Here is a 25162-nt window from a genome sequence, read left to right as displayed (position 1 = left end):
CAGGGTAGGGCGGATCGGTGCGGGGACCGAAAACGGGTCGGCCTAGATGGCCAGGTATTCCTGGCGCAGCTCGGCATTGTCGAGCACTTCTTTGGCGGTGCCGGAAAAGGCCACTTCACCAGTGTCGAGAATGACGGCACGGTCGGCCAGCTTGAGCGCGGCCACTGCATTCTGCTCCACGATGATGGTGGTGATGCCCAGCGGCTTGATCGAATGCAGGATGCGCTCGATCTCGTGCACGATCACCGGCGCCAGCCCTTCATAGGGCTCGTCGAGCAGCAGCAGCTTGAGGTTGCGCGCTAGTGCCCGGGCGATGGCCAGCATTTGCTGCTCGCCGCCTGAGAGGGTGACGCCCTCCTGCTTGCGGCGTTCCGCCAGCCGCGGAAAGCTCTCGTAGATCTGATCGAGGCCCCAGCCTGTGCCGGGGGCGACCTGGGCCAGGAAGATGTTTTCTTCCACCGTGAGCCCCGAAATGATGCGCCGGTCTTCGGGCACGAGCTGGATGCCGGCCTGGGCGGCCTGATAGCTCTTCATCTGGTGGATGGGGTCGCCATCAAGCCAGATTTCGCCCTGCCGCATCTGTGGATCATCGGTGCGGGCAATGGTGCGCAATGTCGAGGATTTGCCTGCGCCATTGCGGCCCAGCAGCGCGAGGATTTCACCCTTGCGAATGTCGAGCGATACGCCTTGCACGATATAGCTTTCGCCATAATAGGCGTGCACGTCGCGCACCGAAAAGAAGGGCTTGGCGGCCTCGGTCGCTGCAGCCTGGCTGCCGCTGCCGATCTGGGTATCCATAGCCATGGTACTCATTCCGTTTCCCCTCCGAGATAGGCTTCCTGCACTTTGGGATTGCCACGCACCTGATCGGGCGTGCCATCGGCAATGATGCGGCCCTGCGCCAGCACCGAGATCTTGTCGGCCAGCGAGAACACCACATGCATGTCGTGTTCGATGATGACCTTGGTCATGCCGCGGCTCTTGATCTTCTTGAGCAATTCGATCGTGGTGTTGGTGTCATGTCGGCTCATGCCCGCAGTCGGCTCGTCCAGCAGCAGCAGGCGCGGGTGCTGGATCAGGCACATGGCCAGCTCCATCCGGCGCTTGTCACCTCGACTTAGACTGCCCGCATGATCCTCGCGGCTGCTCAGCATGCCCACATCTTCGAGCATGTGTTCGGCTTCCTCGCGGATCTTCTTTTCATAGGCCAGCGAGCCCATCATGTTCAGCTTGAACGCGCCATCGCGCTTGGCCAAGGCGGGGATCATCACATTGTGCAACACCGACAGGTCGGCGAAGATTTCCGGCGTCTGGAACACCCGGGCAATGCCCAGCTGGTTGATCTGATAGGGCTTGCGTCCGGTCAGCACGGTCCCGTCGAACACCACCTGGCCGCTGGTTGGCGCCAGCTTGCCGATGATGACGTTGAGCAGGGTGGATTTGCCGGCCCCGTTGGGGCCGATAATCGCATGCGTCTGGCCTTCTTCGACTTCCAGATCGATATCGGCCAGGGCATGCAGCCCCCCGAAGCGTTTGTGCACGTCAGCAACATGCAGGACGACATTGGCTACACTCATCTAACGCGTCCTACTCTGCTGGTTGGGTTTGTTGGGATTTCGCACCGGGCTTGTCCGACGGCCGTATTGCCGCAGCAATCCGGCGGACGCCTTCCATGATCCCCCCGGGCAGGAAGATAACGATGAGAACGAACACCAGACCCAGGGTCAGGTGCCAGCCTTCGCCGACAAACTTGCTGGTGATCTTGACCATCACCTCGCCAAACCCTTCGGGCAGGAAGCTATAGAAATTGGTCAGGATCTGCTCGTTCAGTGCCGACAGGATGTTCTCGAAATACTTGATCATCCAGGCCCCGATAGCGGGCCCTACCAGTGTCCCGGCGCCGCCCAGAATGGTCATCAGCACCACTTCGCCCGAGGCCGTCCACTGCATGCGTTCGGCACCAGCCAGCGGATCGGTAATGGCCAGAAGGCCACCGGCCAGACCGGCATACATGCCCGAGATCACGAACGCTGCCAGCGTATAGGGCCGCGTGTTGAAGCCGGTATAGTTCATCCGGACCTGGTTGGACTTGATGCCTTTGAGCATCATGCCGAAGGGCGAGCCCGTTATGCGCTGGGCGATGAAGAAGGTTACGATCAGGAACGCGGCGCAGAAGTAGAACGCCGTGTAGCCGGTCAGCGGCATACCCAGAATGGTCGGCGAGGGCAGGCCGGGAGCAGCCTCGAAGAACATCCGGTCGATGAAACGGCTATCGTTCAGGCTCAGCTGCAGACCCGTTTCACCATTGGTGATCGGTGTGAACACCGAATAGGCCAGATTGTAGCTCATCTGCGCGAAGGCCAGCGTCAGGATCGAGAAGTAGATGCCAGACCGCCGCAGGCTGACAAAACCGATCATCAGCGCGAACACGCCTGAAATGATGATGGCAAACAGCAAGGCGGGCAGGGCGTCCATGGTCAGCAGCTTGAATGACCAGACCGCAGCATAGGAACCCACGCCAAAGAAGGCGGCGTGGCCGAAGCTGAGATAGCCGGTCAACCCGAACAGGATGTTGAAGCCAACCGCCAGGATCGCGAAGATCGCGAAGCGATTGAGCAGATCGGGATAGGCAGCGCCAAAGGGCTGCAGCCAGATCGGCATGGTGAGCACTGCGGCACTGAAGCCGAGCAGCAGGAACAGATCTTTGCGAGGCATGGCTAGCATGTCAGGCCTCCATCACACCGCGGCGACCCATCAGGCCACGCGGACGAACCAAAAGAATAACAACGGCAACCAGATAGATGATCACCTGATCGATGCCGGGCAGGAAATCCTTGACCTGCGTCATCGAGGCGAAGGACTGCACGATGCCCAGCAGGAAGCCTGCGGCGACCGCGCCGGTGAGTGAGCCCATGCCCCCCACCACAACGACCACGAAGCTGAGCACCAGGAAGTCCATGCCCAGATGGTAGTTTGGCGGGAGCAGCGGCGTGTACATCGCGCCAGCCATGCCGGCCACGACGGCCGCCAGACCAAAGACAATGGTGAAGCGGCGGTCGATATTGATACCCAGCAGGCCCACGGTTTCGCGATCGGCCATGCCGGCGCGTACCACCATGCCGAATGTGGTGAACTGCAGGAAGGCGAACACCCCGCCAATCACCACGGCGGCGAACAGGAAGTAGATCAGGCGCCAGGTCGGGTAGGTGATCACATTGGCCTGCATGCCCAACCAGGCGCCGATATCACTGGCGCCCTGCACAGCTTCGGGCATGGGCTGGGGAATGGGATTGGCGCCAAAGATCGACTTGATGATTTCCTGGGCCACGATGGCCAGACCGAACGTCACCAGAATCTGATCGGCGTGTGGGCGCTTGTAGAAATGTTTGATGATGCCGCGCTCGAGCGCGATGCCGATCACCAGCATCACCGGAATGGTGAGCAGGATCGAGAATGGAACTGAATAGTCCACCAGAACGGCGCCGAAATCACCGAACCATGTCTGCACCAGCGGCGCGCGGATTTCGAGTGGCGCCCCCCAGGGTGAGAGCTTTTCGGGGTCGAGCGTGACCGATTCCAGCGTAATCAGCTGTCGAAACAGCACTGCACAGAAGGCGCCAAGCATGAACAGCGCGCCATGCGCAAAATTGACGACACCAAGGGTGCCAAAAACCAGCGTCAGACCCAATGCGATCAACGCATAGGCCCCGCCTTTATCCAGCCCGTTCAGGAACTGTAGAAAAATCGCATCAAACATTGTGTGCTCCGAGCTGAAAACTTAGGCGAGGTCCGCCCCGTTCAACGGGGCGGACCAAGTAATCAGCAGATAGGGGCTGGCTCGGCAGGGCCGAGATCGCCGCCAAAGATCGCTGGATCGTAATCAACCGCATCGCGGCCAACGACCTGAACGACTTCGAGCACGTCGTACTCGCTGGTTGGGTTTTCGCTACCCTTCACCACGAGCACGTCCTTCATGCACTGGTGATCTTCGGCGCGGTACAGCGTGCGGCCATTGCCCATGCCGTCGAACTCATGGCCTTCAAGGGCCTTGATGACTTCAGGCGGATAGAACGTACCGGCGCGTTCGCAGGCATCTGCATACAGCAGCGTCTGCACGTAGCAGGTGTGAGCCGCCTGCGATGGTGGGGCGCCATACTCGGCGCCGAACGACTTGGTGAAGGCCACGGTCCCTGGATCCTGCAGGTTCCAGTGCCAGTTGGAGGTGCCGTAAATGCCCTTGATATTGGGGCCGGCGCCCTTGGCCATCAGCTCGGAGATCAGTGGAACCACGATCTCGAACTTCTTGCCGTTGACTTCGCGCTCACGCATGCCGAACTGCACGGCCTGGGTCAGCGAGTTGACCATGTCGTTGCCGTAGTGGTTCAGAACCAGCACGTCAGCGCCCGAATTGAGCACAGGCGTCAGGAACTGCGAGAAGTCGCCAGCACCAAGCGGGGTGCGAACGGCAGCAGTGGTTTCCCAGCCGAGCGCCTCGGTGGCGTTCTTCATCGACTCTTCCTGGGTCCAGCCCCAGGTGTAGTCAGCGGTCAGATGGTAGGCCTTGCGGTCATTGCCATATTCCTGGCCGAGCACGGGGCCCAGAGCCACACCGGACTGGTAAGCGTTAAAGAAGTGGCGGAAGCCGTAGCGACGCTTGTCCTTGCCCGTGGTGTCATTGGAGTGGGTCAGGCCGGCCATGAAAATGATGCCCATTTCCTGGCACAGGCCCTGAACGGCAACAGCCACACCCGAAGACGAGCCACCCGTGATCATCAGCGCGCCATCACGCTCGATCATGCGGGTCGCACCGGCACGGGCCACGTCAGCCTTGGTCTGGCTGTCCGAGGTCACATAAGCGACCTTCTTGCCCAGAATACCCTTGCCGGTCAGAGCTGTTGGGGTCAGCACATTGAGCAGACCGCCATCGCCTTCACCGTTCAGATGTTTGACGGCCAGCTGGTATGCGCGCAGTTCGTCTGCGCCTTCTTCAGCATAGGCACCGGTCAGCGGCACGTTCAGACCAATAGTGACAGTGTCACCTGTTGGATTGTTGCAGAATTCCTGGGCCCAGGCGCCCTTGGTGAACATCATGGGCGCAACGCCCGCGCCAACAACGCCGGCAACGCCGGTTTGCAGCACCTTACGGCGGCTAAGGCCGCGCTTCAAAAGTGTCATTGATTTCCTCCTTTTGGCGCGGGGCAGTCGATACATAGCCGACAGCTCACCGCCCCGTGAGTATTCACTCTGGAGAAAACGACGGCAATAGGTCGTTGTAATTGTTGAGATATTCTGTAAATTATTGATCTTACGGACTGTGGCAATTGTCAATTCGTTGACAGGACGTCGAAATGGGGAGGGCCGTTCAATGCGCGCGCCAATCGGTTTTCGTATCAGCAACAGACGGAAATCACTGAGGATTTCCCAGGCCGCACTGGCGCGACTGGTCGGGATTTCGGCCAGCTATCTGAACCTGATTGAAAACAACAAGCGCGACATTGGCGGGGCGTTGCTCAACCGTGTCGCCACCCAATTGGACATTGATGTCGACGAATTGGCCGGACGGACCGAGCAAAAGCTGCTGCAGGACCTTGAAGAGGCCTTTGCCGACCCGGTGGTTGAGTCGCTGCCCTTCCGTCCCGATGAGCGCCGCGATCTGGTGGCGCAATACCCCGCCAGCGCTGCGGCACTGGCGCGCCTGCATCGCGCCTATACGGACGCCGTCTCGAACGCCGACGCCTATGCGGACCGCCTGCGCTCCGATCCGCTACTGAGCCAGTTGCTGCACCAGATCCTGTCAGGCGTCACCGCCATTCGCTCCAGCGCCGAAATCCTTGATGATGTGCCTGACCTTGATGAAGCCGAACGGCAGCGCTTCCTGGGGGCCATTAGTCGCGAAACCCTTACCCTGTCCGATGTGTCGCGCAATCTCATCGGCCAGTTTGATACCTCCAGCGAAATCAGCCGCAATGTCTCGCCCGCCCGCGAAATCGACGATCTCATCATTGAGCGCCAGAACCATTTCCCCGGCCTTGAAACCGTAGCCGATGCGTTACGCGCCGAGATCGAGCGGGCAGGGCCCTTCAACGTTGCCACGCTCACCGATTTGCTGCGCAAGAAGTTCGCTGTAACCGTTGCCTTTGGTGGTTTGCCCGATGAGCCCGATTTTCCCGGCCAGTACCGTTTTGACATCCTGACCCGCCGCATGTGGTTCCAGGGCACCGCGACCCTGGCCACAAGGCAGTTTCAACTGGCCCGGCTTTATGGCGAGCTGGCGGCTGGCGATGCGCTGGCCGAAACGCTCGATAGCGCCGTGCTCTCGACGCCCACCGCCCGGCGGCTGGCGGCCCGCGCCGTCGGCTCCTATCTGGCGGGCGCCATGGTGTTCCCCTATCAGCGCATGCTGGCCGACGCAGAATCGAGTGCCTATGACATCGACCATCTCCGGCAGGTCTATAATGCCAGTTTCGAACAGGTGGCCCATCGTCTGGTGACCCTGCGCCGTCCAGGCGAAGAGGGGGTGCCCTTTGGCTTTCTGCGCTCGGACCCTGCCGGTCGGCTCACCAAGCATTTCCCGCTGCCCGGTCTGCTGTTGCCCAATAGCGGTCATGCCTGCCCTCTCTGGGCGATTTACGGCGCCTTCAGGGTCCCCGACGCGCCCTTGCGCCAGGTTGTGCGCTTCTCTGATGGCTCGCGCTATCTGTTCCTGGCGCGCACCGTGCAGCGCCGCACGGCGGCCTTCCGCGAGCAGATTGTCTCGTCCTCGGTCATGCTGGCCTGTGATGTGCTGCATGCCGATCGCACCATCTATGCATCGGGGCTCGACCTGAGCGATCTGTCCGCCGATATCCCGGTCGGTCCCAGCTGCCGCCTGTGCACCCGGCGCGACTGTGCCAGCCGTCAGGAAGAGACCCTGTCGCCCGATGCCGGGGCCTCGCGCACCCGCGCGCCATTGCTGCCAACGGTATTTGCGCTTGGCGATCAGGACTGATTGCGCTTAAGTGAGGGCACATGGGCGGAGGGGAGACCGCGCATGTTTCAGGGGGGAATTTGGCGATCGATATTCTCATTGCCGAGGACGAACCGAGCATATTGGAATCGCTCGACTTCATCCTGCGCCGCGCGGGCTTTTCCATCAGCGCGGTCACCGACGGCGACGCTGTCATTGATGCTGTGCGCCGACTGCAGCCGCGTATGCTGGTGCTCGATGTGATGCTGCCCAAGCGCAGCGGCTTCGACGTGCTCAAGCAGATCCGCGCCAATGTCGAATTGCGCGGCATGCCCGTGCTCATCCTGACGGCCAAGGGCCAGCAGCAGGATCGGCGCACCGCCGAGGAACTGGGCGCTGACGGCTTCGTCACCAAGCCCTACGCCAATGCCGATGTGGTCGGCGCGGTGCGGCAATTGCTGGGTGGGCATGGCGGAGCGGCGTAAACTCATTGCCAGCATGCTGGTGCTCACCATTTTCGGCGCCCTGCTGCTGGTGCCGCCGCTAGTCTATGTCTTTAATCAGCCCATCACCCATTTCGGCGTGCCGCAGGTGGTCATCTACCTGTTTGTGGTCTGGCTGCTGCTGATCATGGGTACGGCGATGCTGACCCATCTCCTGCCGTCCGAAACCGGTGACACCACAAACGGGCCGGAGGCCGATTGATGCTTTCGGCCGATTTCGTCATCGCCACCGCTATCGGCTATGTCGGCCTGCTCTTCGTGCTGGCGTTTTTCGGCGATAGGCGGGCCCGCGCGCACAAGAAGTCGTTCCTGCATTCCCCGGCGGTCTATACGCTGTCCATCTCGGTCTATTGCACCAGCTGGACGTTCTATGGCGCGGTCGGTAACGCCGCGCGCAGTGGCCTTGAATTCCTCACCATCTATCTGGGACCCACACTGGTTTTTGTCGGCTGGTGGTTCCTGCTGCGCCGGCTGGTGCGCATCAGCCACAATCAGCGCATCACCTCGCTGGCCGATCTGCTGTCCTCGCGCTTTGGCAAGTCCAACCGGCTGGCTGTGCTGGTCACCTGCATCGCCGTGATCGGCATCGCCCCCTATATCGCGCTGCAGCTCAAGGCCGTGACGTCCTCTATCCAGACTGTCGCCGGGGCGTCCGAATTCGGGCAGGGCAGTCTGGCTGGCATTGACGATGTTGGTCTGGCCTTCGGCATTGCCGCCGCCATGGCGGTTTTCACCATCCTGTTTGGTACGCGCCATGTCGACGCCAAGGAACAGCACCACGGCGTTGTCGCGGCTATCGCCTTTGAGGCCGTGGTCAAGCTCACCGCCTTGCTCGCCGTAGGGGTTTTTGTGGTCTATGCCGGTGGCGGCTTTGAAGGCATTTTCAGCCGCGCTGCAGAGATGGGCGTGGGGCCACAGGACGGCAATAGCTTTGACGATCGCTGGTTGACCACGCTCGCCCTGTCGGTCGCCGCCATTGTCTGTCTGCCGCGCCAGTTTCAGGTGACCGTGGTCGAAAACTCCGACGAGAACCATCTGCGCGTCGCCAGCTGGGCCTTCCCCGCCTACATGCTGCTGATGAGCCTGTTCATCCTGCCCATCGCCATGTTCGGGCTGACCTCCATGCCCGAGGGCTCCAATCCGGACATGTTCGCGCTCACCCTGCCCATGGCAGCCGGACAGGACGCGCTGGCGCTGTTTGCCTTTATCGGCGGCTTCTCTTCGGCCACCTCGATGATCATCCTGGAATCCATCGCGCTCTCGATCATGGTCTCCAACCATATCGTGATGCCGCTGGTGCTGCGCTTCAGCTCGGGCGAACCCAGCGGCGACGGGCAGGGCGTCAGCCGCTCGCTGCTGGTCGCGCGGCGCTTCTCCATCGTGCTGATCCTGTCGCTGGGCTTTTTCTACTTCTTTTTCACCCGCGACTCCAACGCGCTGGCGCCTATCGGCCTGATCTCCTTCACCGCCATTGCCCAGTTCTTCCCCGCCGTGCTGGCGGCGCTGTTCTGGCGCGATGCCTCGCTCAAGGCAGCCACGGCCGCCATTGCGGCCGGTTTCGTCGTTTGGGTCTGGTGCAGCTTCCTGCCTTCGTTCGAGTCGGTGTCTCCGCAGGTTGCCATGTTGCTCGACAATGGCCCCTGGGGCATTGCCTGGCTGCGCCCCGAAGCGCTGTTCGGACTTGATGGTCTTGATCCGCTCAGCCATGCCGCGTTCTGGAGCCTGACCATCAATGTGCTGACCCTGACCGTGGTGTCGCTGCTGACCACCCAGTCGGCGCTCGAACGGATCCAGGCCACACTGTTTGTCGATGTTTTCCGCCGAGGCCACGTCGCGCAGGGCAATTTCGTGCGCGGCTCGGCCACCGCCAATGATTTGTTCTTTGTCGCCGAGCGCGTGCTGGGCGAGCGGCGAGCCGCCGCGCTGTTCGAGACGGCTGCGCGCGAGAGCGGCGTTGATCCCGACCGGCTTGAGCCCTCGTCGGAATTCATCGGCCGGCTTGAGCGCGAACTGGCGGGCTCCATCGGCGCCGCATCGGCCCACGTCATGCTGTCCAAGGTGGTGTCGGGCTCCGACGTTTCGCTCGAAGAAGTGATGCAGATGGCTGACGAGACTCAGCAGGTCATCGAGTATTCCCAGCAATTGGAGAAGACCTCGGCCGAACTGCGCTCCACTGCGCAAAAGCTCGAGGACGCCAATGTCCAGTTGCGCGAGCTCGACAGCCAGAAGGACGAATTTCTCAGCCAGGTCAGCCATGAGGTGCGTACACCCATGACCTCGATCCGCTCCTTCTCCGAAATCCTGCTTGAGCCCGACGGCATTGATGAAGGTCAGCGTCATCACTTCGTCTCCACCATTCATCAGGAAAGCCTGCGCCTGACCAAGCTGCTCGATGAGATCCTTGATCTCTCCGCGCTCGAGCGCGGCGAACGGGCCTGGGACAATGTGCCCACCGATGCCGAAGATGCATTGGACCGCGCACTGCGCGTCTGCGACGCCCTGTTGCGACAGCGCGGCATGCGGGTTGAACTGGGCGAGCGCGCCCGCCCGACCATGGTTGAGGGCGACGCAGACCGGCTATGTCAGGTCTTCATCAATCTGGTGTCCAACGCCGTCAAATATAACGATGCCGAACACCCCGTTGTGCGCGTCACCTCAGCGGTCAAGGCGGGCAGCTATGTGGTCGAGATCGCCGATAACGGCCCCGGCATTCCCAAGGGCGAACGCACACTGATCTTTGAAAAATTCTCGCGCGGCGAGCATGGTTCCAGCGATCAGAGTGGTGCCGGGCTGGGCCTGGCGATTTCGCGCCAGATCGTGGCCCGCATGAACGGCACGCTCGAATTGGTGCAGGGCCCGTTGCCGGGCGCCTGCTTCCGCGTGCGGCTCGACGTTATCCGCTAATAATTGCCGGGATCGGGAATGTTCAGGATGTGCCCGCACGCCTTGCAGTGCACCGCGTCCGGATCGTGATTCTGCAGGCCGCATTGCGGGCAGGGGAAGTGCACCTTATTGGGCCGGAAGATCGACTGCGCCAGCTTCACGAACAGCGAGATGCCAACGATCATGATGCTGATCGAGGCCAGCTTGCCCCAGGTGCCGGGCAGGGTAATATCGCCAAACCCGGTGGTGGTAACGGTGGCCACGGTGAAATAGAGCGCGTCGACATAGCCGGCAATGCCTTCGGCGCCGCGATTGGCGAAGGCCGTATAGACAAAGCCGGTCACCACAAACAGGAACACCAGCAGGTTGATCACCGCCTGGATCGTCTCGCGATATTCGGCATAGCCGCGCCGGTTCAGCGGGCGCCAGAAGGTACTGCTGCGCGTCATCGTCCATAGCCGCAGGATCCGCAGGAAGCCCAGGTTGAAGAACCAGGTCGGGGCCAGCAGCGTCACCAGAATGAAGACATCGAGGATCACCGGTACCTGTCGCAACCAGCGTTTGATGTCGGTCGACGCCAGCGCGCGCGCCGTCAGGTCCACCGCCAGCAACAGCGCGATGGAGTAGTCGATCCACAGAAACGAGTCGTTCTCGCGCAGCAGTGGCGAGGCGATGAAGAATACGATGATCGCCAGATCGACAACCAGCACCGAAAACTGAAACCGTTGCGCTTTGGAAGACTGGCTGTGGTAGAGCAGCCGCAGCTTGGATCGCAGCCGCGAATAACCACTGTGCCGGTCTTCGTCCTCGCCTGCCGGCTTGTCTTTATCGCTGTGCATACCCAACTCACTTGTCATCCTGCTACCACAGGCACAAGTAAACTCTTCCCGTTAGCGTTCCGACAATCAAGGTGTCTCTCCATGACGATCGCCGTTTATGATCTGACCGTGCCAGTCTTTACCCGCATGCTGAACAATCTGCTGGTGGTCATGGACAAGGCCGAGGCCAATGCCACCGAGCGCAAGTTCGACACATCGGTGCTGGCCCAGGCCCGCCTGGCGCCCGACATGATTGCCTTCAGCGGCCAGGTTCTGATCGCCACCGATCACGTCAAAGGCTGCATCTCACGTCTGGCTGGTCGCGAAATTCCGGTCTGGCCCGATACCGAAAAGACCTTCGAGGAACTCCGCGCCCGCATCGCCAAGGCGCTCGATCTGCTGGCCTCAACTCGGCCAGAGGACCTTGCCGACAGCGACACGCGTGAAGTCGTGCTCAAGCTTGGTGGCAACGATATGCCCCTGAGCGGATTGGACTATCTCACCAAGTTCGCCATGCCCAATTTCTACTTTCACGTCACCACGGCCTACGCCATCCTGCGGGCCAATGGGGCGCCGATTGGCAAGCGCGACTACATTGCCGGGGCCGATTCGCGCGCCTGACGGCACGCAAAGCGCTTGAAAAGCGGCGCTTTGTGTTGCCCAAGCCAATCCGAGGCGCTATTTGCAGCGACCAAGGTCCGTTCCGGCCCGGCATGAGGCAGCAATGAAACTGGCATTCGTCATACCCGCCTATAATGAAGAGGCGCTGATCGGCAAATGCCTGGAATCAGTGGTGGCCGAGATCGCGCGCGCGGGCGTCGACGCCGAAATCATCGTGGTCAACAATGCCTCGACTGACCGGACCGGCGAGATTGCCCGCGGCTTTCCCACGGTCCGGGTCGTCGATGAGCCCAAAAAGGGTCTGGTCAACGCCCGCGATGCCGGCTTTGCCGCCAGTGAAGGCTTTGATCTGGTCGCCAATATCGACAGCGATACCATTGTGCCTGTCGGTTGGCTTGATACCGTGTTCAGCGAATTCCAGCGCGATCCCAAGCTGGTCTGCCTCAGCGGCCCCTATGTCTATTACGACATGAGCCCCTGGAGCCGGTTCCTGGTAAACATGTTCTATGGCCTGACCTATCTGATCTACATTCTCAACCGCTACATCCTGCGCGTTGGTTCGGTGGTGCAGGGTGGCAATTTCGTCTTCAAGCGCGCCGCCTGGGCACAGGTAGGCGGCTATGATCGCTCCATCGACTTCTTCGGCGAGGATACCGATGTGGCGGTTCGGCTCTCCAAGGTCGGTGGCGTCAAATGGACATTCGGGCTCAAGATGAAGACCTCGGGTCGTCGGCTGGAAAAGGAAGGCGTGTTTCGCACTGCGGGCACCTATACGCTCAACTTTTTCTGGGTGACCTTTCGCGGCAAGCCCGTCACCAAAGACTATACCGACATCCGCCCCGACTAGCGGCAAACTGGGTCTGGGCGTGACCGCGTTGGTCACACGCTGTTAAGTTTCCCAAGCGACACAGAATCATCAGATGCTGTCCCTGCGCTAGACTGGCGCAGCCGCATGGCGCGGCGGGGTCGGGTCCACCATGATTATCCCCAACCAGCTACCCCAGATCGTAACGGCCGCGCGCGGCGGGGCCTTGCAGGCGCTTGCGCTGCAGGCTGGTCAGGTCCTCGATGGTCGCGTCTTGGGGCCTGCTCCCAATGGCGGCACGCAGGTGCAGATCGAGGGCAAGCTGCTCAATCTGGTTCTGCCACAGGCCGCCAAGGCCGGCGATACCCTTCGTTTTGAAGTTCAGGGCAGTGGCGCACAGGTGCGCCTGGCGCTGCAGGTCGCAGCAGGCAAGCAGGCTTTGCCGGCACCGATCGCCAATGCGCCCACGCCCGCATCAGCTCAGCCAGCGGGTCCTGCGCCCGCCAGCGCGACTGCCCAGCCACCAGCGGGCGCTCCCCAGACAGCGGCAAGTTCCCCGCCGCCCGCTGCCTCAACCCCACCAGGTCAGGCAACCCAGCCAGCAGCCACAGCCCCCGCCAGCCCACCCGCTGCCGCCACGGCATCTGCGCCAACCGCCGCACCGGCTGGCATCTCGGTGCCACAATCAGCGCCGGCCACCACCCCAGCGGCACCCGCAGCTAGCCAGACCACGCCCACAGCAGCCACTTCTGCCGGGACACCAGCCCCAGCCGCAACAGGAACAGCGCCGCCGGCCGCCGCGCCAATTGCTGCCGGAAGCATACGCCCGGCCTCGCCTTACGCGGCCTCGACGCCCACCAGCCCAACTGCCAATGCTGCCACGTCCGGGCCCGCTACGGCCGCAGCGTCCGCCGCTCGCGTCACAACCGCGACACCGGTGGTCAACACCACGCCCACAGCCACCCCAGCGGCTGCGCCCAATATGCCCAGCACGCCACAGGCGGCATTGGCGCAGATGGTGCAGGCGGCCCTGCCACAGCAGAACAGCATTGCCAGCCTGACCGCGGCCTTGACCAATATCGCCGGCAAGGTGGCCTTGCCCGAGCCCGTTGCTCGCGCGGCCCAGCAGGTCCTAGCCAATCAGGTCAATCTTGATGGTGGCAAGCTCAATGGCGCGGCTCTGCAAAAAGCCTTCATGAATTCAGGCACCTTTCAGGAGGCCGGTCTGGCCCGCCCCGGCGCGCCATTGCTGGCCCCGCAGGCCGACATGAAAGCGGCCATGCTGGCCCTGCGACAGACCCTGACCACCTGGCTGGGGCAGCAGACCCCGCTGGTCGCCCCGGTCTCCCAGATTTCCCCACCGCTGCGCGGTCAGATCCCCCGCGTCAAAGCGCTCGAAATCCAGCCGGTCGATCCCGCCGAGGGCGCCGAAACTGTCGGCAAACACCTGCTGGAGCGCACCGAGTCGGCGCTGTCGCGGGTGCGCCTGCACCAGCACGCTTCCCTGCCTGATCCCACCATCAAAGGGGCCGATTGGAGCGTTGATCTGCCCGTGGTGATCGGCGGACAGCAGACCCTGCTGCAATTGGCGATCCACCGCGATGAACACAGTGCCAGCGAAGAGGCCAGCGAACGCGGCTGGCAGATGCGCTTTGCCATCAACCTGCTCGGCTTGGGGGAGGTTGGCGCCCAGGTCTCGTTGCGCGGCAGTGCCACCGGTGTCATGCTCTGGGCCGAGGAGCGCTCTACCTCTCAAGCGCTGGAAGCTGACATCAACACGCTGCGCGACACGCTGGTGGAGGCAGGGCTGGAGCCCGGCGCCGTCATCGTGAGGCACGGCGCACCACCGGCACCACCAAAACCAGCCAGCGCCGGCCATATCGTGGATTCGCGCCGATGAGCGACGACCCCAAACAGGCCCCCGAGCGCTCGCTCGCTGTCGCGCTGCAATACGAGAAGGGCACACGCGAGGCCCCCCGTGTGGTGGCCAAGGGGCATGGCGTCGTCGCCGAACGCATTGTCGACCTGGCTCGGGAAAACGGGGTGATCATTGAGACCAACCCCGTGCTGGCCCAGGCCCTGAGCGGCATCGAGATCGACGATACCATTCCCCATGAGCTTTATGAGGCCGTGGCCGTGGTGATCGGCTACGTCCTGCGCACCAGCACAAAGCTCTGATTGGCCCAGCGCTATTGTACCGCGCCCGATGCTCCCCATGTGTAAGGCAGACGCAGCAATCACGGAGCCACCTTATGCCCAATCAGCAAGACCACGACATTATCGACGGCCTGTTCGATCGCATAGAGAATGTTGCCCGTACCGGCGCGCCTCGCGATGCTGATGCCGAACTCCAGATCCAGCAGCGACTGCGCGAATTTCCGCCTGCGCCATACTATCTCGCCCAGACCGTGGTGATGCAGGAGCAGGCGCTACGGCAGGCCGAGCAGCGCATTGCCGAACTGGAGGCACAGCGCCCGCGCGGGCCATGGGACCCGCAAGGGGCTGGCCGTGACCAGCGCGCCGGGCAGGGTGGCTTTCTGGCAGGCGCCGCCGAAACAGCACTCGGCGTGGCCGGCGGCATGTTTCTGTTCAACGCCATTGGCGGCCTGTTTTCAGGCAGCGCCCATGCCGGGGAAGCCGATGTCAGCAATGCTGATATCGACGCCGGCGGCGATGATTTCGGGGATGGCGGCTTTGATATCGGCGGCGATTTCTAGCGCCGCCGTCACCAATTAGTATTTTTCGTAGAACTCGTTGCCGCCCGCTTCGAGCACGTAATGCATGTTGTTGTAGGGAAAACGCAGGCCCGCGGTATGGAAATGCTGCGCACTGCGGACCCCGGCATGACGCGCCCCATTGATCACCTGATCGGCCATCTGTGAGGCCAGTACGGCGCCGCTATCGGTCATCTTGCGGGTCAGCAAGCCCTGCGCGAACTGGTTCTTTTGACCCACCACGCCACAGATCGATTTGGGATAGCGCGTGTCATCGACCCGGTTCATCACCACCGTCCCCACGGCCAGCATGCCTTCGGCGCTGGAGCGGTTGGATTCGAAATACATCGCGCGCATCATGCATTCCTTGGCGCTCAGCTGGGCCGTGCCAAAGCCGATAGCGAACAGGCTGCAGCCACCCAGACCGGTGCCAACCACAACCAGAGCCATGGCCCGCAAGGCAGTCGCGCGTAATTTTCCCATGGTCCGTCTCTCTTGGTCGATCAGTGCAGTCGACAGAGAAAATGCCCCAACAGGCTTAAGGAAGGTCTGAGCCGGACGGTTAGCAAATCGCTAACGCCCGGCAGCGGCTCAGCGGCGCGTGAATACCAGCGCCGACAGCAGGGCAATTGTGCCCAGAGCCAGAACGACCGGTACCGGGTTTTCGCGCACGGCTTCGCCGGTTGCATTTGCCTGCTTGCTGACCTGGCGTGCAACCGCACGACCCTGATGCTGAACTTCGCGCGCGATCGCCACGGCATTGTGCTGCAGGTCGCTCATCGAATGGTCGCTATAGGAGTGCACGGAATGGGAGAGCTGATCGACCTGCTTGCGCAGGGCGGCAATCTGATGGGTCAGATTGTCCGAAATCGCCTCGCCGGTGTTTTCGGCCTTCTGCAATGCACGTGAAGTTGCCGTTGCCATTGAAATGCTCCGTTTGTCGGTGATGTCATCTCAACTCTGGCTGAGCATGGAAGTTCCGCCCGGGGCGCAGATCATCGGCGCAAGAGCCTATTGGCGCCACAGAACTGCAGAAAGGCCCTTGGAGTTGACCCGCGCGCGCACTACATCAGACACACATCTTTGCCGACCCGAGGGGACCTTAATGGTCAAGAGCCGCGCCAGGCTGGACCGCCAGTTCGACCGCATTCAACGCCAGATTCCCCAATCATCGGGCATTCTGGCACATTTGCGTCGGCCCGGTGCGCGCTGGTTCCGCATTCCACTGGGCATTGTGCTGGTTCTGGGCGGCATTTTCAGCTTTTTGCCGGTGCTCGGCATCTGGATGCTGCCGCTGGGCCTTTTGCTGCTGGCACTTGATCTGGCCTTCCTGCAGGGCCCGGTCAACACGGCCATCCTGCGCGGCATGCGCAAATGGAGCATTTGGCGCCGTGCCCGGCGCGACAAGAAGGCCGGCAAGCTCTAGATTCGACCCGTTGCCATTTCGACCTCGATCAGATCCACGGCCGCCGCCAGCTTCTCATCAATGATGTGCAGATATTGCGTCCAGTCATCGACATGGGCGAGTTCGGCTGCACCATCCGAGATGCCGCGCAGCGCCACCAGCGGCACGCCAAACGCCTGACAGGCGCGCAGCACTGCATAGGTTTCCATATCCACCATATCGGCATCGACCCCAACATAGGCCGCGCCAGACACGATATTGGCGCCGGTCGATAGCGTTGCCCCGTCCAGCCCCGCAATGCGCGGCGATAATGGCTGCACTGGCGCCAGCTCCAGAAACGGCGTCTGGCCCTTGGGGATGCCCAGCGCAGAGGCGTCCATATCGCGATAGCTCACCGATACGGCCTGAAACACGCCGCATTGCGGCAATACGCGCGACCCGGCTGATCCCAGCGACACCACCAGACGCGGCAGGGGGCGTGCCTCAGCCAGCGCCCGGGTGACGGTCACCGCCGCTTCAACCGGACCGACCCCGGTCATCAAGGGTTTGATTTTGGCTTGCAGGTGCGGGCCGTACTCGGCCTGCGCAGCCATGACATAGAGGATGCTCATACTTGCGAATCTAGCATAGCCGATCGCCTTGCCAAGCCGCTTCGTTACCGCTTCGGTAAGGCGTGCGTGATATTTGTGATAAATTGAGGCGTGGCCGCACCGGCACGGCGCCAGAGAGCAGAGGACACAGTGCGTTTCGCGGTAATCGAGGGTAGCAGAGAATGGACCGAGCCAGCCTGGCAGGGTTCGCAGTCTCCGTCGGTGTCAGTTTTGGTCGAGGATGTTGAGGCAGAAGCCCGCCGACGCCTCCGAGCGATCAAGCTCCATGAATGGCGCACACGTGAATTCATCACCGGGCAACCAATGCCCGAAGATGTCCGCCACTATGCCCTGCAGGTCGAATTCGCTGCCACGGCCATATCCCGCTTGTCGCCGATCCCGCAGGACTTCGACAGTGACGTCTACTGGCCGCGCTTCTGGAGCGTCTGACCTTCAACGCATGAACCCGGCCGCAGCGTCTCCCTCCGAAACGCCATGACCGGGCATTGTGTCCCCAAAAAGGGGGACACAATCTTTGTGCTGCAGCGACTACTGCGGCAGATAGGCGTTGGTAAAATAGCGGCTGTAATCAGGCGCACTTTCCAGCGTTGCGCCATCGCCATCCACCAGCATCCCGATGTTCAGCAGATAGTCGCCCAGCGCCGCCATCTTCGCGCCATCCATGGTGCCGATTACCCCGTCGGCGCCCACCAGATAATCGCCATCAATCAGGCTGCCCAGCGACGCCCGTACAAGGGTCGCATCGGTCAGCATGTCATTGCTGGCGGCAATGATGATGTCGGTGGCCTCATCGGGGTGCTCGGTCGCATAGGCATAGCCGCGTTGTGTGGCCGCCAGAAATGCCTTCGCTTCATCGGGATGCGCATCGAGATAGGCCTGGCTGGAGCCCAGCATGGTCGTGTGCTGATCCGGCACGCCGTAATCGGCATAGACAAATGCCCGCTGCGCATCGCCATCCAGTTCGGCCTTGATGCCTTCCCAGGTATAGACCTCCAGCGTGAAGTCCACGGCGCCATTGGCCAGCGCCTCATAGGCCGAGGTGCCCAGTGTCACGTTCTCGAAGTCGCCCGTGCCGCCATCGGCGCGGATCATCGAACCGATCAGGGCATTCTCCCAATTGGTGCCAAACCCGCCATAGGTCAGCCCGTCCAGATCGCGCGGGCTCTGAATGTCGCTGCGCTCGTCATTGAACACCAGCCGCCCGGTTTCGTGCTGCACCACTGCATAAACCCCGATCAGGTCAGCGCCGGCGGTGTGCTGGGTAAACAGGCTCAGCGGGCCGATAATGCCGAAATCGGCAATCTGGTTGGCCACCAGCGTGCCAGCCGAGGTGTCGGTATAGGGCAGGATGTCCACCGCCAGCCCGGCCTCTTCGTAAAAGCCCTTGGCCTGGGCAACATAGAGCCCGATGTGATTGGTGTTGGGCGTCCAGTCCAGCGCTACCTTGACGGGGGTGGCCTGCGCCAGCGCCGGTGTAACGAGACCCAGCGCCAGGGTGGCGATGATCAGATGACGGCAGTCAAACATGGTCGGTTCCTTTGTTCGGAAGTCGAGTTGAGCAGGGTGTGCAGCAGGTCCGCCTCGATGGCACTGGCCTGAGCAGAGGCCAGATCCAGTCGCGGGCGGGGGAGGGATACGGAAATTTCGGTGAGCACCCGGGCGGGGCGATCGGTCAGCACGTAGATACGGTCCGACAGGAAAACCGCCTCGCGCACATCATGGGTAATCAGCAACGTGGTCCAGCTGTGGCGCTCCCACATGGTCTGCAGCCAACGCTGCATACCCGCACGGGTCAGCGCGTCCAGCGCGCCAAAGGGTTCATCGAGCAGCAGCATGTCGCGCTCTTGCACTACTGTGCGCAGTAGCGCCGCGCGTTGCCGCATGCCGCCCGAAAGCTGGGCGGGCCAATGCTGCTCGAACCCGGCCAGGCCAAATTCGGGAAACAGCGTCATCACCCGCTCACGCGCTGCGCTGCGCGACATGCCCTGAACTTCCAGGCCCAGCGTGGTGTTGTCGATGATCCGCCGCCACGGCATCAGCGCGTCATGCTGGGGCATGAAGGCGAAGGGGCGCCGTTCTGCCAATAGCGGCGCGCCGTCAAAGGCGACGCTGCCGGCATCGGGTGCCAGCCCCCCGGTCAGCAGCTTGAAAATGGTCGACTTGCCGGCCCCTGACGGCCCCAGAATGGAGACGAACTCACCCTTGCGGACATGCAGTGAGATCTCGTCCAGTACTGCCAGCCCATCAAAGCGCTTGGCGATACCGCGCAGTTCCAGGCGTGGCGCGCTCATGGTTTTGCCCCTTGGCTCAACCGCGCCCAGGGCATGGCGAGGCGCTGGATCAGCACCGTCACCCCGAACAGCATCAGCGTCAGGCTGGCGCTGACCAGCACCGCAGCCAGCACCAGATCGGGACGGAAATTGTTCTTGGAATTCAGGATGTAGATGCCCAGCCCTCTGGCGGCCCCGGCATATTCGGCAAAGATGGCGCCCACCACCGCATAGGTGATCGAGATGCGCAGCCCGGCGAAGAAATAGGGCAGGGCCGTCGGCAGCCGCGCCAGCACGAAGATGCGGCCCCGCCCCGCACCCATCGAGGCCAGCAGCGCGGTGATGTCTCGGTCAGTGGCAGCATAGCCCTGAACCAGCGCTACCAGCATCGGAAAGAAGGTGACCAGCGCCACCAGCATGATCTTGGGCGCCAGACCGAAGCCGAACCACAGCACGATCAGCGGGGCGATCGCCACCAGCGGCAGGGTCTGGCTGATGATGAACACCGGAAACAGCGCCCGGCGCAGCGGCTCGAAGAAGTCGATCAGCACCGAAAACACAAAGGCGGCCAGCAGTGAGCAGGCGAACCCCGCCAGCGTTGCAGTCAGTGTGGGCACTGTATTGTCCCACAGCGCCTGACGATGCTGCACTGCCTGGGTCACCACACGCGAAGGCGGCGGCAGCGTCGTCGGCGCGATATCGGCAAACTGGGCGTAAAGCTCCCAGGCCACGATGATGGCGCCCACCGAGATAACGGCTGGGGCAACGCGGCCCAGGGCGCGCGCATATTCTGCGTTTTTGGACATAACTGATCCTGATGGAGGCGCGCTATGGCGCAGACAGAACGGAACCGGCTTAGCGCGGCGTCGGACTGTTGGCCGAGGCTGTCAGGTCAATCGTCACGTGACCCTGCGGCGGCCCGAAGCTGCAGATCGCGGCCTCCAGCGCGGCTAACACTGCCCCGGCATCGCCCCCTAGTCGGGTGCAGAAATTCTTGGGCCGATCCAGCACGCCGGACTGCTTGAGGAAGTCGATGCAGCCATAGATTTCATCCATGTGATCGTCAGTGCCCATCACATAGAGCGAGAACTGCGCGGCGATCTCACAGGCCAGATCGGGTGCCTGCAGCACCGCCTGCAGCGCATGGGCCTGCCGTTCCGCAAGCGGTGCAAGCGGCCCATCAAGCTGCGGTGAATCGCAACGGCTGTCATGGGGCTCGCCCGGACAACCGCGCGAAATAGTGGCGGACAGCGTGCAATGCACACCGGTCTTGGCCGCTGCCACGAACATGTCGCGCATCGCCGGGATCACCGCCTCGGGCGGGCCCACCAATAGCGTCGAGAGATCGTCGGTCTCGATGCGCAACTGCTCACGATAGGGATCGAGCGCACCCAATGCGCTCATGATCACGCCGACGAAATTGTCGGTCATGGGGTATAGGGAAATTTGTGCGCCGAAATACATAGCCCGCCTCGCTCCGCTGGTATTACCCAGATCAGCTTGAAGGGTTTACAGGCATGTCGCCCGCGTCTCAGCCCCGGCTATACGGAGCACCCCTGTGGATGGCGAGCAGACAATCCGATTTCGATGGCAAACGCAAGAGGGTTTCTAAATCGCTGGTGCTGCTGTGGAAAAAGCCACAGCAGTCAGAATCGGCAGAGTCTAGTTGGACAGGAAGCGATGGATCCCGGGTGTGGCCAGAAGGTCCCGCGTCACCCCGCCAACGAGCCATTCCCGCAGCCGGCTATGGCCGTAGGCGCCACTGACGATCAGGTCCGCGCCAGCTGTTTTCGCTGCCTTGGTGATCGCGTTCGCCGCCCCGTCCTCATCAGGCAGCACGTCGCCGCGTACCTTGACCTCATGGCTCTCCAGCCAGGCAACGGCATCCAGCATGCTTTCGCGCTCCGGCCCCAGATTGCCTTCGTCGATCACCACGACCTGCACGTCGCTGGCGGCCTTGAGCAGCGGCAGAGCATCCACGATAGCCCGACGCGCTTCCTTGGTATCCTTCCAGGCGACAACGATCTTGTCGGCCTTGAGCTTGCTTGCGCCTTGCGCCACCAGCAGAACCGGGCGTCCGGCACCGAGCAGTACCTCGCCAATATCAATACTGCGGAAGCCATCATCACGTGCCTCACCAGCCGAGCCGATGATGATCAGATCCGCCTTGCGGGCCACATCGATCAACCCGATCGCGGGTTGTTGCACGCGCCCGGCAAAGTCGGTCTTGATGCTGGCCGGCACCAGCGCCTTGAATTTGTCGCGCACATCCTTGATCGAGGCCTCGATCTCGTTGAGCTGCTCTGTATAGAGCACGCCTGCCACGTCGCCGGCGCCCATGCTGGCCACAACGGGCGGCTGGGCGGCGACAAAGCCGGTCAGGCTCGCCTTGTGGTGCCGCGCCAGATCAACAGCGAGTGCGACCAGATCCGCATCGACCGCATCGATGGTCAGGCCGACTACGATATTGCGAATTTCCATCTCAGATCTCCCATGGCGAATGGGGGCATCTTAGCCTTGCCTCAGGCACTTGCCTTGATCCGGATCAAATGCCGGCGCGATGCCCGGCTTCAGTCATAAATGTAAAGCGTAACCTGATGGCTACGCTTAGTCCTCGTGCTCAGGCATGGATTTGAGCTGATCCTTGGTCCAGCCGGTTACTGCATGCACCTTGCCGTTTTCGTCGCGCATGAATTCCAGCTGTCCCAGCCCAACCACAACGTGCTTGGCACCCAGTCCCAGAAAGCCACCGACATCCACAATCACCTGACAGGCCGCGCCACTGCCATGCAGATGCGAGACATGGCCCACAGATTCGTCATCGGCGCCGTAAATTGTCGCGCCCTGCAGTGTCTCTGGAGTCAGTTCGTGACTGCTCAGGGGAGTATGCTGGGAGTGATCCATGGCTCGAAAATCCTTGTTTGTTGACGCTGCTAACCCAACGCCCCGATGCCCCAAGCGTTCCTTGGGTCAGCTCGCGTCCGGCTTGATCAGCCGGGCCATGCTCCAGGCGCCATAGGTCGACACCAGAAACGGCACGCAATAGGTCAGCACGATCTTGAAGACGCTGACGCCCTGACCGCTCATCATGGCATCGCCCTGATTGATCAAATTGAGCACCGAGCCCACGATAAAAGCAACCAGCAGGGATTTTCGGAGCACCTGCGGGCTCAGCGCGCGTTGCAGAGGGGTGGCGTGGCTGGGCGGCGAACGGGTCACGCAGATCTCCACTGGCGGACCCGGCTTGGGTCAGAACGGACTTATACACCCAGCTCGGCGGCGCGCGCCTTCAGATCGATCGCGCATTCGGATACCACCTCAAGCGACCGGTCCTGCAGGGTTTGTGTCCCTTCAGGCGGCGTGTGTACGCCAAGCACGGCATCACGTTGGGTGATCAGAGCCGCAATTTCGTCGTGGTACAAGCCCACAATCGCCGTCAGCCAGCGATTGGCCAGATAGGACGGCCGCGCCATCTGCATGTCGAACCGCTCCAGCAGCGCAATGGTAGTGTCCGCATCGGCCCACACATCATCGACCACCCACTGATTGACCGTAAACAGCCGGATCGCCGTGCCATAGGCATCCACCCCCACAGCGACCAGATGGTGAATGGGCCCCTCACTGCCCGCCGGGCGGATGAAGCAGTGAAAATGCCCGTGCTCGCCAGCGTCCCAAGCCGTGTCGTGGCAGTGATAGTACCACTGCGCACCACTCTCACGATCAAACACGTCACCGGGAGGGTAATGGGTCCAGGTCACGGGCGCTGCGCCGCGCAGCGTGTCGAGCAGAACATTGTCGCCGGACTTGGCGAGAACGGTTTCGCAGAACACCGCTTCCTGAGCTGCCCGGCGCAACGCGTCCATACGCGCCGCCTACTGCCCGGCCGCCGCGCAAGGCGCCGCTGCTGCACACGGCGCCGCCGCAGGTGCCGGTGCTGCCGAACACGGTGCTACGGCCGCACAAGGGCTTGCTGCTGAACAGGGTGCCGCTGCGGGCGCTGCCGAACAGGGCGCAGCCGCCGGTGCCGCAGAGCAGGGTGCCGCGGCCGAACATGGGCTCGCGGCCGAGCACGGCGATGCCGCTGGGGCTGCCGAACACGGCGCCGCGGAACACGGTGCCGCTGAACACGGAGCGGCCGAGCATGGCGCCGCACTTTGCGCTGCTGCGGCTATGGCCGCCGGTGCCGCCACGCGATGAGCCACGTGATCTGCCGCAACGGCGCCAGTGGCCGCAACCAGTGCCGCGCCAAACAGAAGTGTATTGCGATTGCTCATGAGCGTTTGAACCCGTCCATACCAAAGAGGGGGCGTGCAAACACGCCGGCAAAGCTACCCGCAAAGGCGGCAGCGAACCACAACCAGCCATGCAGGCTGCCCGAGGCAATGCCCGAGAACAGCGCGCCGATATTGCAGCCAAACGACAGCCGGGCGCCATAGCCCATCAGCAGGCCGCCCAGCGCAGCCGCCACCAGCGAGAGCAGGGGTACTGCAACCTTGGGGGCGAACTTGCCGGCCAGCCCTGCCGCCAGCGCGGCGCCCAGAATGATGCCGAAATTCATCACCGAAGTGGTGTCGGCCAGCACCGAATCGTTGAGCGCCTGCGCCTGCGCAGGCCAGGTCCAGAATTCCCAGCTGGCGACCGGCACGCCGACCGCCTGGGCAATCTTGGCGCCCCACAGGCCAAAGCCATAGGTGATCGACCACGGATGACCAGCCACCACCAGGGTCGCCAGATTCAGCCCCGCCAGCGCCAGCCCGGCGCCAACCAGTGGCCAGGGACCATGCAGCAGGCGTTCAAGCCCCTTGCGCGCCGGACGCGGTGCCGCTTCCAGACTCCCGTGCCGGGCGCGTTCAACCAGCGCAGTCACCCCGGCCACTGCCGCCAGGGCAACCAGTGTCACTGCAATGCCGCCGGGCACGCCCAGCACCGTTCCCAGACTGGTGGGGGGCAGTGAGGGCAAGGTCAGCCAATAGGGCAGGTGTGCCGTGCCGGCGACCGCCCCGATGATGAAGAATACCAGCGTCACCAGCATGCGGGCGCTGCCGCCGCCCACCGTGAACAGCGTGCCCGAGCCACAGCCGCCACCCAGTTGCATGCCCAGACCAAACATCGCCGCGCCCACCAGCACCGAAACACCGACCGGTGCGGTCGCGCCGACCAGCGGCTGGCCGAAAACATTGCCCATGGCCAACAGGGGCAGGAAGGCGACTGCGGTAACACCGATCATCAGCATCTGGGCGCGCATGGCCCGGCCACGGCGTTCCACCACCATGCGGCGCCAGCCGCCGGTGAACCCGAACGAGGCATGATACAGCGTGGCGCCCAGCAGGCCGCCAATCAGGAACAGCAGCGACTGACGGGGATCAATCAGCTGGCCGATAACCTGCGCGGCAATCACCATGGCCAACGCCACGACGAGCACGACGCCCTTGTCGACGTTCAGGCCGCCGGCTGCCGGTGCAGGGCCCGGACTGGTTGCAGAAATCTGACTCATGGCGCGCACGCCCCCTTGGAAAACCTGTTCGACTAATGGAGGCCCAAACGCACAATGTCCAGAACCGGAGCTCTGGACATTGTTGGTATCGT

Annotated in this window: 29 protein-coding genes and 1 riboswitch; of the genes, 11 read left to right on the top strand and 18 right to left on the bottom strand. The window is 62.5% G+C overall.

The annotated features are described in order from the left end of the window. Positions 1-42: 42 nt before the first annotated feature. The 5 genes from KD146_RS07840 to KD146_RS07820 all read right to left on the bottom strand — a co-directional run bounded on the left by KD146_RS07840 (position 43) and on the right by KD146_RS07820 (position 5175). Complete coding sequence (locus KD146_RS07840) at positions 43-798, bottom strand: ABC transporter ATP-binding protein (protein WP_249327791.1); 756 nt, start codon at positions 796-798, stop codon at positions 43-45. Positions 799-809: 11 nt separating this feature from the next. Next, positions 810-1577: an ABC transporter ATP-binding protein gene (locus KD146_RS07835; protein WP_212658139.1), complete on the bottom strand. Its 768-nt coding sequence runs from the start codon at positions 1575-1577 to the stop codon at positions 810-812. A 10-nt stretch (positions 1578-1587) separates the two neighbouring features. Then, positions 1588-2724, bottom strand: a complete 1137-nt coding sequence (locus tag KD146_RS07830) for a branched-chain amino acid ABC transporter permease (protein ID WP_212658138.1) — start codon at positions 2722-2724, stop codon at positions 1588-1590. Position 2725: 1 nt separating this feature from the next. Further along, on the bottom strand, positions 2726-3757 hold the full coding sequence (locus KD146_RS07825) for a branched-chain amino acid ABC transporter permease (protein WP_212658137.1): 1032 nt from the start codon (positions 3755-3757) through the stop codon (positions 2726-2728). A gap of 62 nt (positions 3758-3819) precedes the next feature. Next, positions 3820-5175 carry a substrate-binding protein gene (locus tag KD146_RS07820; protein ID WP_212658136.1) on the bottom strand — a complete coding sequence of 452 codons (1356 nt, stop codon included), beginning with the start codon at positions 5173-5175 and terminating at the stop codon, positions 3820-3822. Between the two features lie 190 nt (positions 5176-5365). On the opposite strand from KD146_RS07820, the gene KD146_RS07815 reads away from it, so the two are divergent. The 4 genes from KD146_RS07815 to KD146_RS07800 are packed head-to-tail and all read left to right on the top strand — an operon-like array spanning position 5366 to position 10353. Next, complete coding sequence (locus KD146_RS07815) at positions 5366-6988, top strand: helix-turn-helix domain-containing protein (protein ID WP_212658135.1); 1623 nt, start codon at positions 5366-5368, stop codon at positions 6986-6988. A 59-nt stretch (positions 6989-7047) separates the two neighbouring features. Then, on the top strand, positions 7048-7431 hold the full coding sequence (locus KD146_RS07810; RefSeq protein ID WP_212658134.1) for a response regulator transcription factor: 384 nt from the start codon (positions 7048-7050) through the stop codon (positions 7429-7431). Beyond that, on the top strand, positions 7415-7651 hold the full coding sequence (locus KD146_RS07805; RefSeq protein ID WP_212658133.1) for a hypothetical protein: 237 nt from the start codon (positions 7415-7417) through the stop codon (positions 7649-7651). The genes KD146_RS07810 and KD146_RS07805 overlap by 17 nt, the downstream gene beginning before the upstream one ends. After that, positions 7651-10353, top strand: coding sequence for a sensor histidine kinase (locus KD146_RS07800; RefSeq protein ID WP_212658132.1), 2703 nt, complete (start codon positions 7651-7653; stop codon positions 10351-10353). Before KD146_RS07805 ends, KD146_RS07800 begins: the two co-directional genes overlap by 1 nt. Here KD146_RS07800 and KD146_RS07795 read toward each other — a convergent pair. After that, positions 10350-11171: an ion channel gene (locus tag KD146_RS07795; protein ID WP_212658131.1), complete on the bottom strand. Its 822-nt coding sequence runs from the start codon at positions 11169-11171 to the stop codon at positions 10350-10352. The genes KD146_RS07800 and KD146_RS07795 overlap by 4 nt on opposite strands. Positions 11172-11252: 81 nt before the next feature. Here KD146_RS07795 and KD146_RS07790 point away from each other — a divergent pair, with 81 nt between their 5' ends. The 5 genes from KD146_RS07790 (at position 11253) to KD146_RS07770 (ending at position 15293) form a co-directional block, all read left to right on the top strand. Further along, the gene (locus KD146_RS07790; RefSeq protein WP_212658130.1) at positions 11253-11771 is read left to right on the top strand and encodes a DUF1993 domain-containing protein; all 519 of its coding nucleotides are present in this window, start codon (positions 11253-11255) and stop codon (positions 11769-11771) included. Positions 11772-11874: 103 nt separating this feature from the next. Further along, complete coding sequence (locus KD146_RS07785) at positions 11875-12618, top strand: glycosyltransferase family 2 protein (protein WP_212658129.1); 744 nt, start codon at positions 11875-11877, stop codon at positions 12616-12618. A 130-nt stretch (positions 12619-12748) separates the two neighbouring features. Then, complete coding sequence (gene fliK / locus KD146_RS07780; RefSeq protein ID WP_212658128.1) at positions 12749-14476, top strand: flagellar hook-length control protein FliK; 1728 nt, start codon at positions 12749-12751, stop codon at positions 14474-14476. Then, on the top strand, positions 14473-14754 hold the full coding sequence (locus KD146_RS07775) for an EscU/YscU/HrcU family type III secretion system export apparatus switch protein (RefSeq protein ID WP_212658127.1): 282 nt from the start codon (positions 14473-14475) through the stop codon (positions 14752-14754). Before fliK ends, KD146_RS07775 begins: the two co-directional genes overlap by 4 nt. A gap of 74 nt (positions 14755-14828) precedes the next feature. Then, the gene (locus KD146_RS07770) at positions 14829-15293 is read left to right on the top strand and encodes a DUF2076 domain-containing protein (RefSeq protein WP_212658126.1); all 465 of its coding nucleotides are present in this window, start codon (positions 14829-14831) and stop codon (positions 15291-15293) included. Between the two features lie 15 nt (positions 15294-15308). Here KD146_RS07770 and KD146_RS07765 read toward each other — a convergent pair whose 3' ends face one another. Next, a complete protein-coding gene (locus tag KD146_RS07765) occupies positions 15309-15773 on the bottom strand; it encodes a cell wall hydrolase (protein ID WP_212658125.1) in 465 nt (154 codons plus the stop codon). A 108-nt stretch (positions 15774-15881) separates the two neighbouring features. Beyond that, the gene (locus tag KD146_RS07760; protein WP_212658124.1) at positions 15882-16214 is read right to left on the bottom strand and encodes a hypothetical protein; all 333 of its coding nucleotides are present in this window, start codon (positions 16212-16214) and stop codon (positions 15882-15884) included. A gap of 181 nt (positions 16215-16395) precedes the next feature. Between KD146_RS07760 and KD146_RS07755 the strand changes: the two genes are divergently transcribed. Continuing rightward, positions 16396-16716, top strand: coding sequence for a hypothetical protein (locus KD146_RS07755; RefSeq protein WP_212658123.1), 321 nt, complete (start codon positions 16396-16398; stop codon positions 16714-16716). Here the strand turns inward: KD146_RS07755 and KD146_RS07750 are convergent. Beyond that, positions 16713-17330 carry a 5'-methylthioadenosine/S-adenosylhomocysteine nucleosidase gene (locus tag KD146_RS07750; RefSeq protein WP_345790816.1) on the bottom strand — a complete coding sequence of 206 codons (618 nt, stop codon included), beginning with the start codon at positions 17328-17330 and terminating at the stop codon, positions 16713-16715. The two genes, KD146_RS07755 and KD146_RS07750, sit on opposite strands and share 4 nt — an antisense overlap. Before the next feature lie 279 nt (positions 17331-17609). On the opposite strand from KD146_RS07750, the gene KD146_RS18350 reads away from it, so the two are divergent. Continuing rightward, complete coding sequence (locus tag KD146_RS18350; RefSeq protein ID WP_269369944.1) at positions 17610-17735, top strand: hypothetical protein; 126 nt, start codon at positions 17610-17612, stop codon at positions 17733-17735. Positions 17736-17834: 99 nt separating this feature from the next. Here KD146_RS18350 and KD146_RS07745 read toward each other — a convergent pair whose 3' ends face one another. The 9 genes from KD146_RS07745 to KD146_RS07705 all read right to left on the bottom strand — a co-directional run bounded on the left by KD146_RS07745 (position 17835) and on the right by KD146_RS07705 (position 25070). Then, positions 17835-18833 (bottom strand): ABC transporter substrate-binding protein, encoded by a 999-nt coding sequence (locus KD146_RS07745; RefSeq protein WP_212658121.1) that lies wholly within the window; start codon positions 18831-18833, stop codon positions 17835-17837. Next, positions 18812-19597, bottom strand: a complete 786-nt coding sequence (locus tag KD146_RS07740; protein ID WP_212658120.1) for an ABC transporter ATP-binding protein — start codon at positions 19595-19597, stop codon at positions 18812-18814. The genes KD146_RS07745 and KD146_RS07740 overlap by 22 nt, the downstream gene beginning before the upstream one ends. After that, positions 19594-20382, bottom strand: a complete 789-nt coding sequence (locus KD146_RS07735; RefSeq protein ID WP_212658119.1) for an ABC transporter permease — start codon at positions 20380-20382, stop codon at positions 19594-19596. Before KD146_RS07735 ends, KD146_RS07740 begins: the two co-directional genes overlap by 4 nt. Before the next feature lie 49 nt (positions 20383-20431). Further along, positions 20432-21040, bottom strand: a complete 609-nt coding sequence (locus KD146_RS07730) for a YkoF family thiamine/hydroxymethylpyrimidine-binding protein (RefSeq protein ID WP_212658118.1) — start codon at positions 21038-21040, stop codon at positions 20432-20434. Beyond that, positions 21031-21144, bottom strand: a riboswitch (TPP riboswitch). (Overlaps the previous gene by 10 nt.) A gap of 94 nt (positions 21145-21238) precedes the next feature. Continuing rightward, positions 21239-22057, bottom strand: coding sequence for a universal stress protein (locus tag KD146_RS07725; RefSeq protein ID WP_212658117.1), 819 nt, complete (start codon positions 22055-22057; stop codon positions 21239-21241). A 126-nt stretch (positions 22058-22183) separates the two neighbouring features. Next, a complete protein-coding gene (locus tag KD146_RS07720; RefSeq protein WP_212658116.1) occupies positions 22184-22480 on the bottom strand; it encodes a PRC-barrel domain-containing protein in 297 nt (98 codons plus the stop codon). A 66-nt stretch (positions 22481-22546) separates the two neighbouring features. Then, the gene (gene nrtS, locus KD146_RS07715; protein WP_345790762.1) at positions 22547-22795 is read right to left on the bottom strand and encodes a nitrate/nitrite transporter NrtS; all 249 of its coding nucleotides are present in this window, start codon (positions 22793-22795) and stop codon (positions 22547-22549) included. A gap of 41 nt (positions 22796-22836) precedes the next feature. Further along, positions 22837-23439, bottom strand: a complete 603-nt coding sequence (locus KD146_RS07710; RefSeq protein ID WP_212658115.1) for a DUF6969 family protein — start codon at positions 23437-23439, stop codon at positions 22837-22839. Positions 23440-23846: 407 nt separating this feature from the next. Continuing rightward, positions 23847-25070: a YeeE/YedE family protein gene (locus KD146_RS07705; RefSeq protein ID WP_212658114.1), complete on the bottom strand. Its 1224-nt coding sequence runs from the start codon at positions 25068-25070 to the stop codon at positions 23847-23849. Positions 25071-25162: the final 92 nt, after the last annotated feature.

The organism is Devosia litorisediminis, assembly GCF_018334155.1.
Classification (GTDB): Bacteria; Pseudomonadota; Alphaproteobacteria; order Rhizobiales; family Devosiaceae; genus Devosia; species Devosia litorisediminis.
Note: the sequence above shows the minus strand (reverse complement) of the source record. Positions and strands in the feature narration are given on the sequence as shown.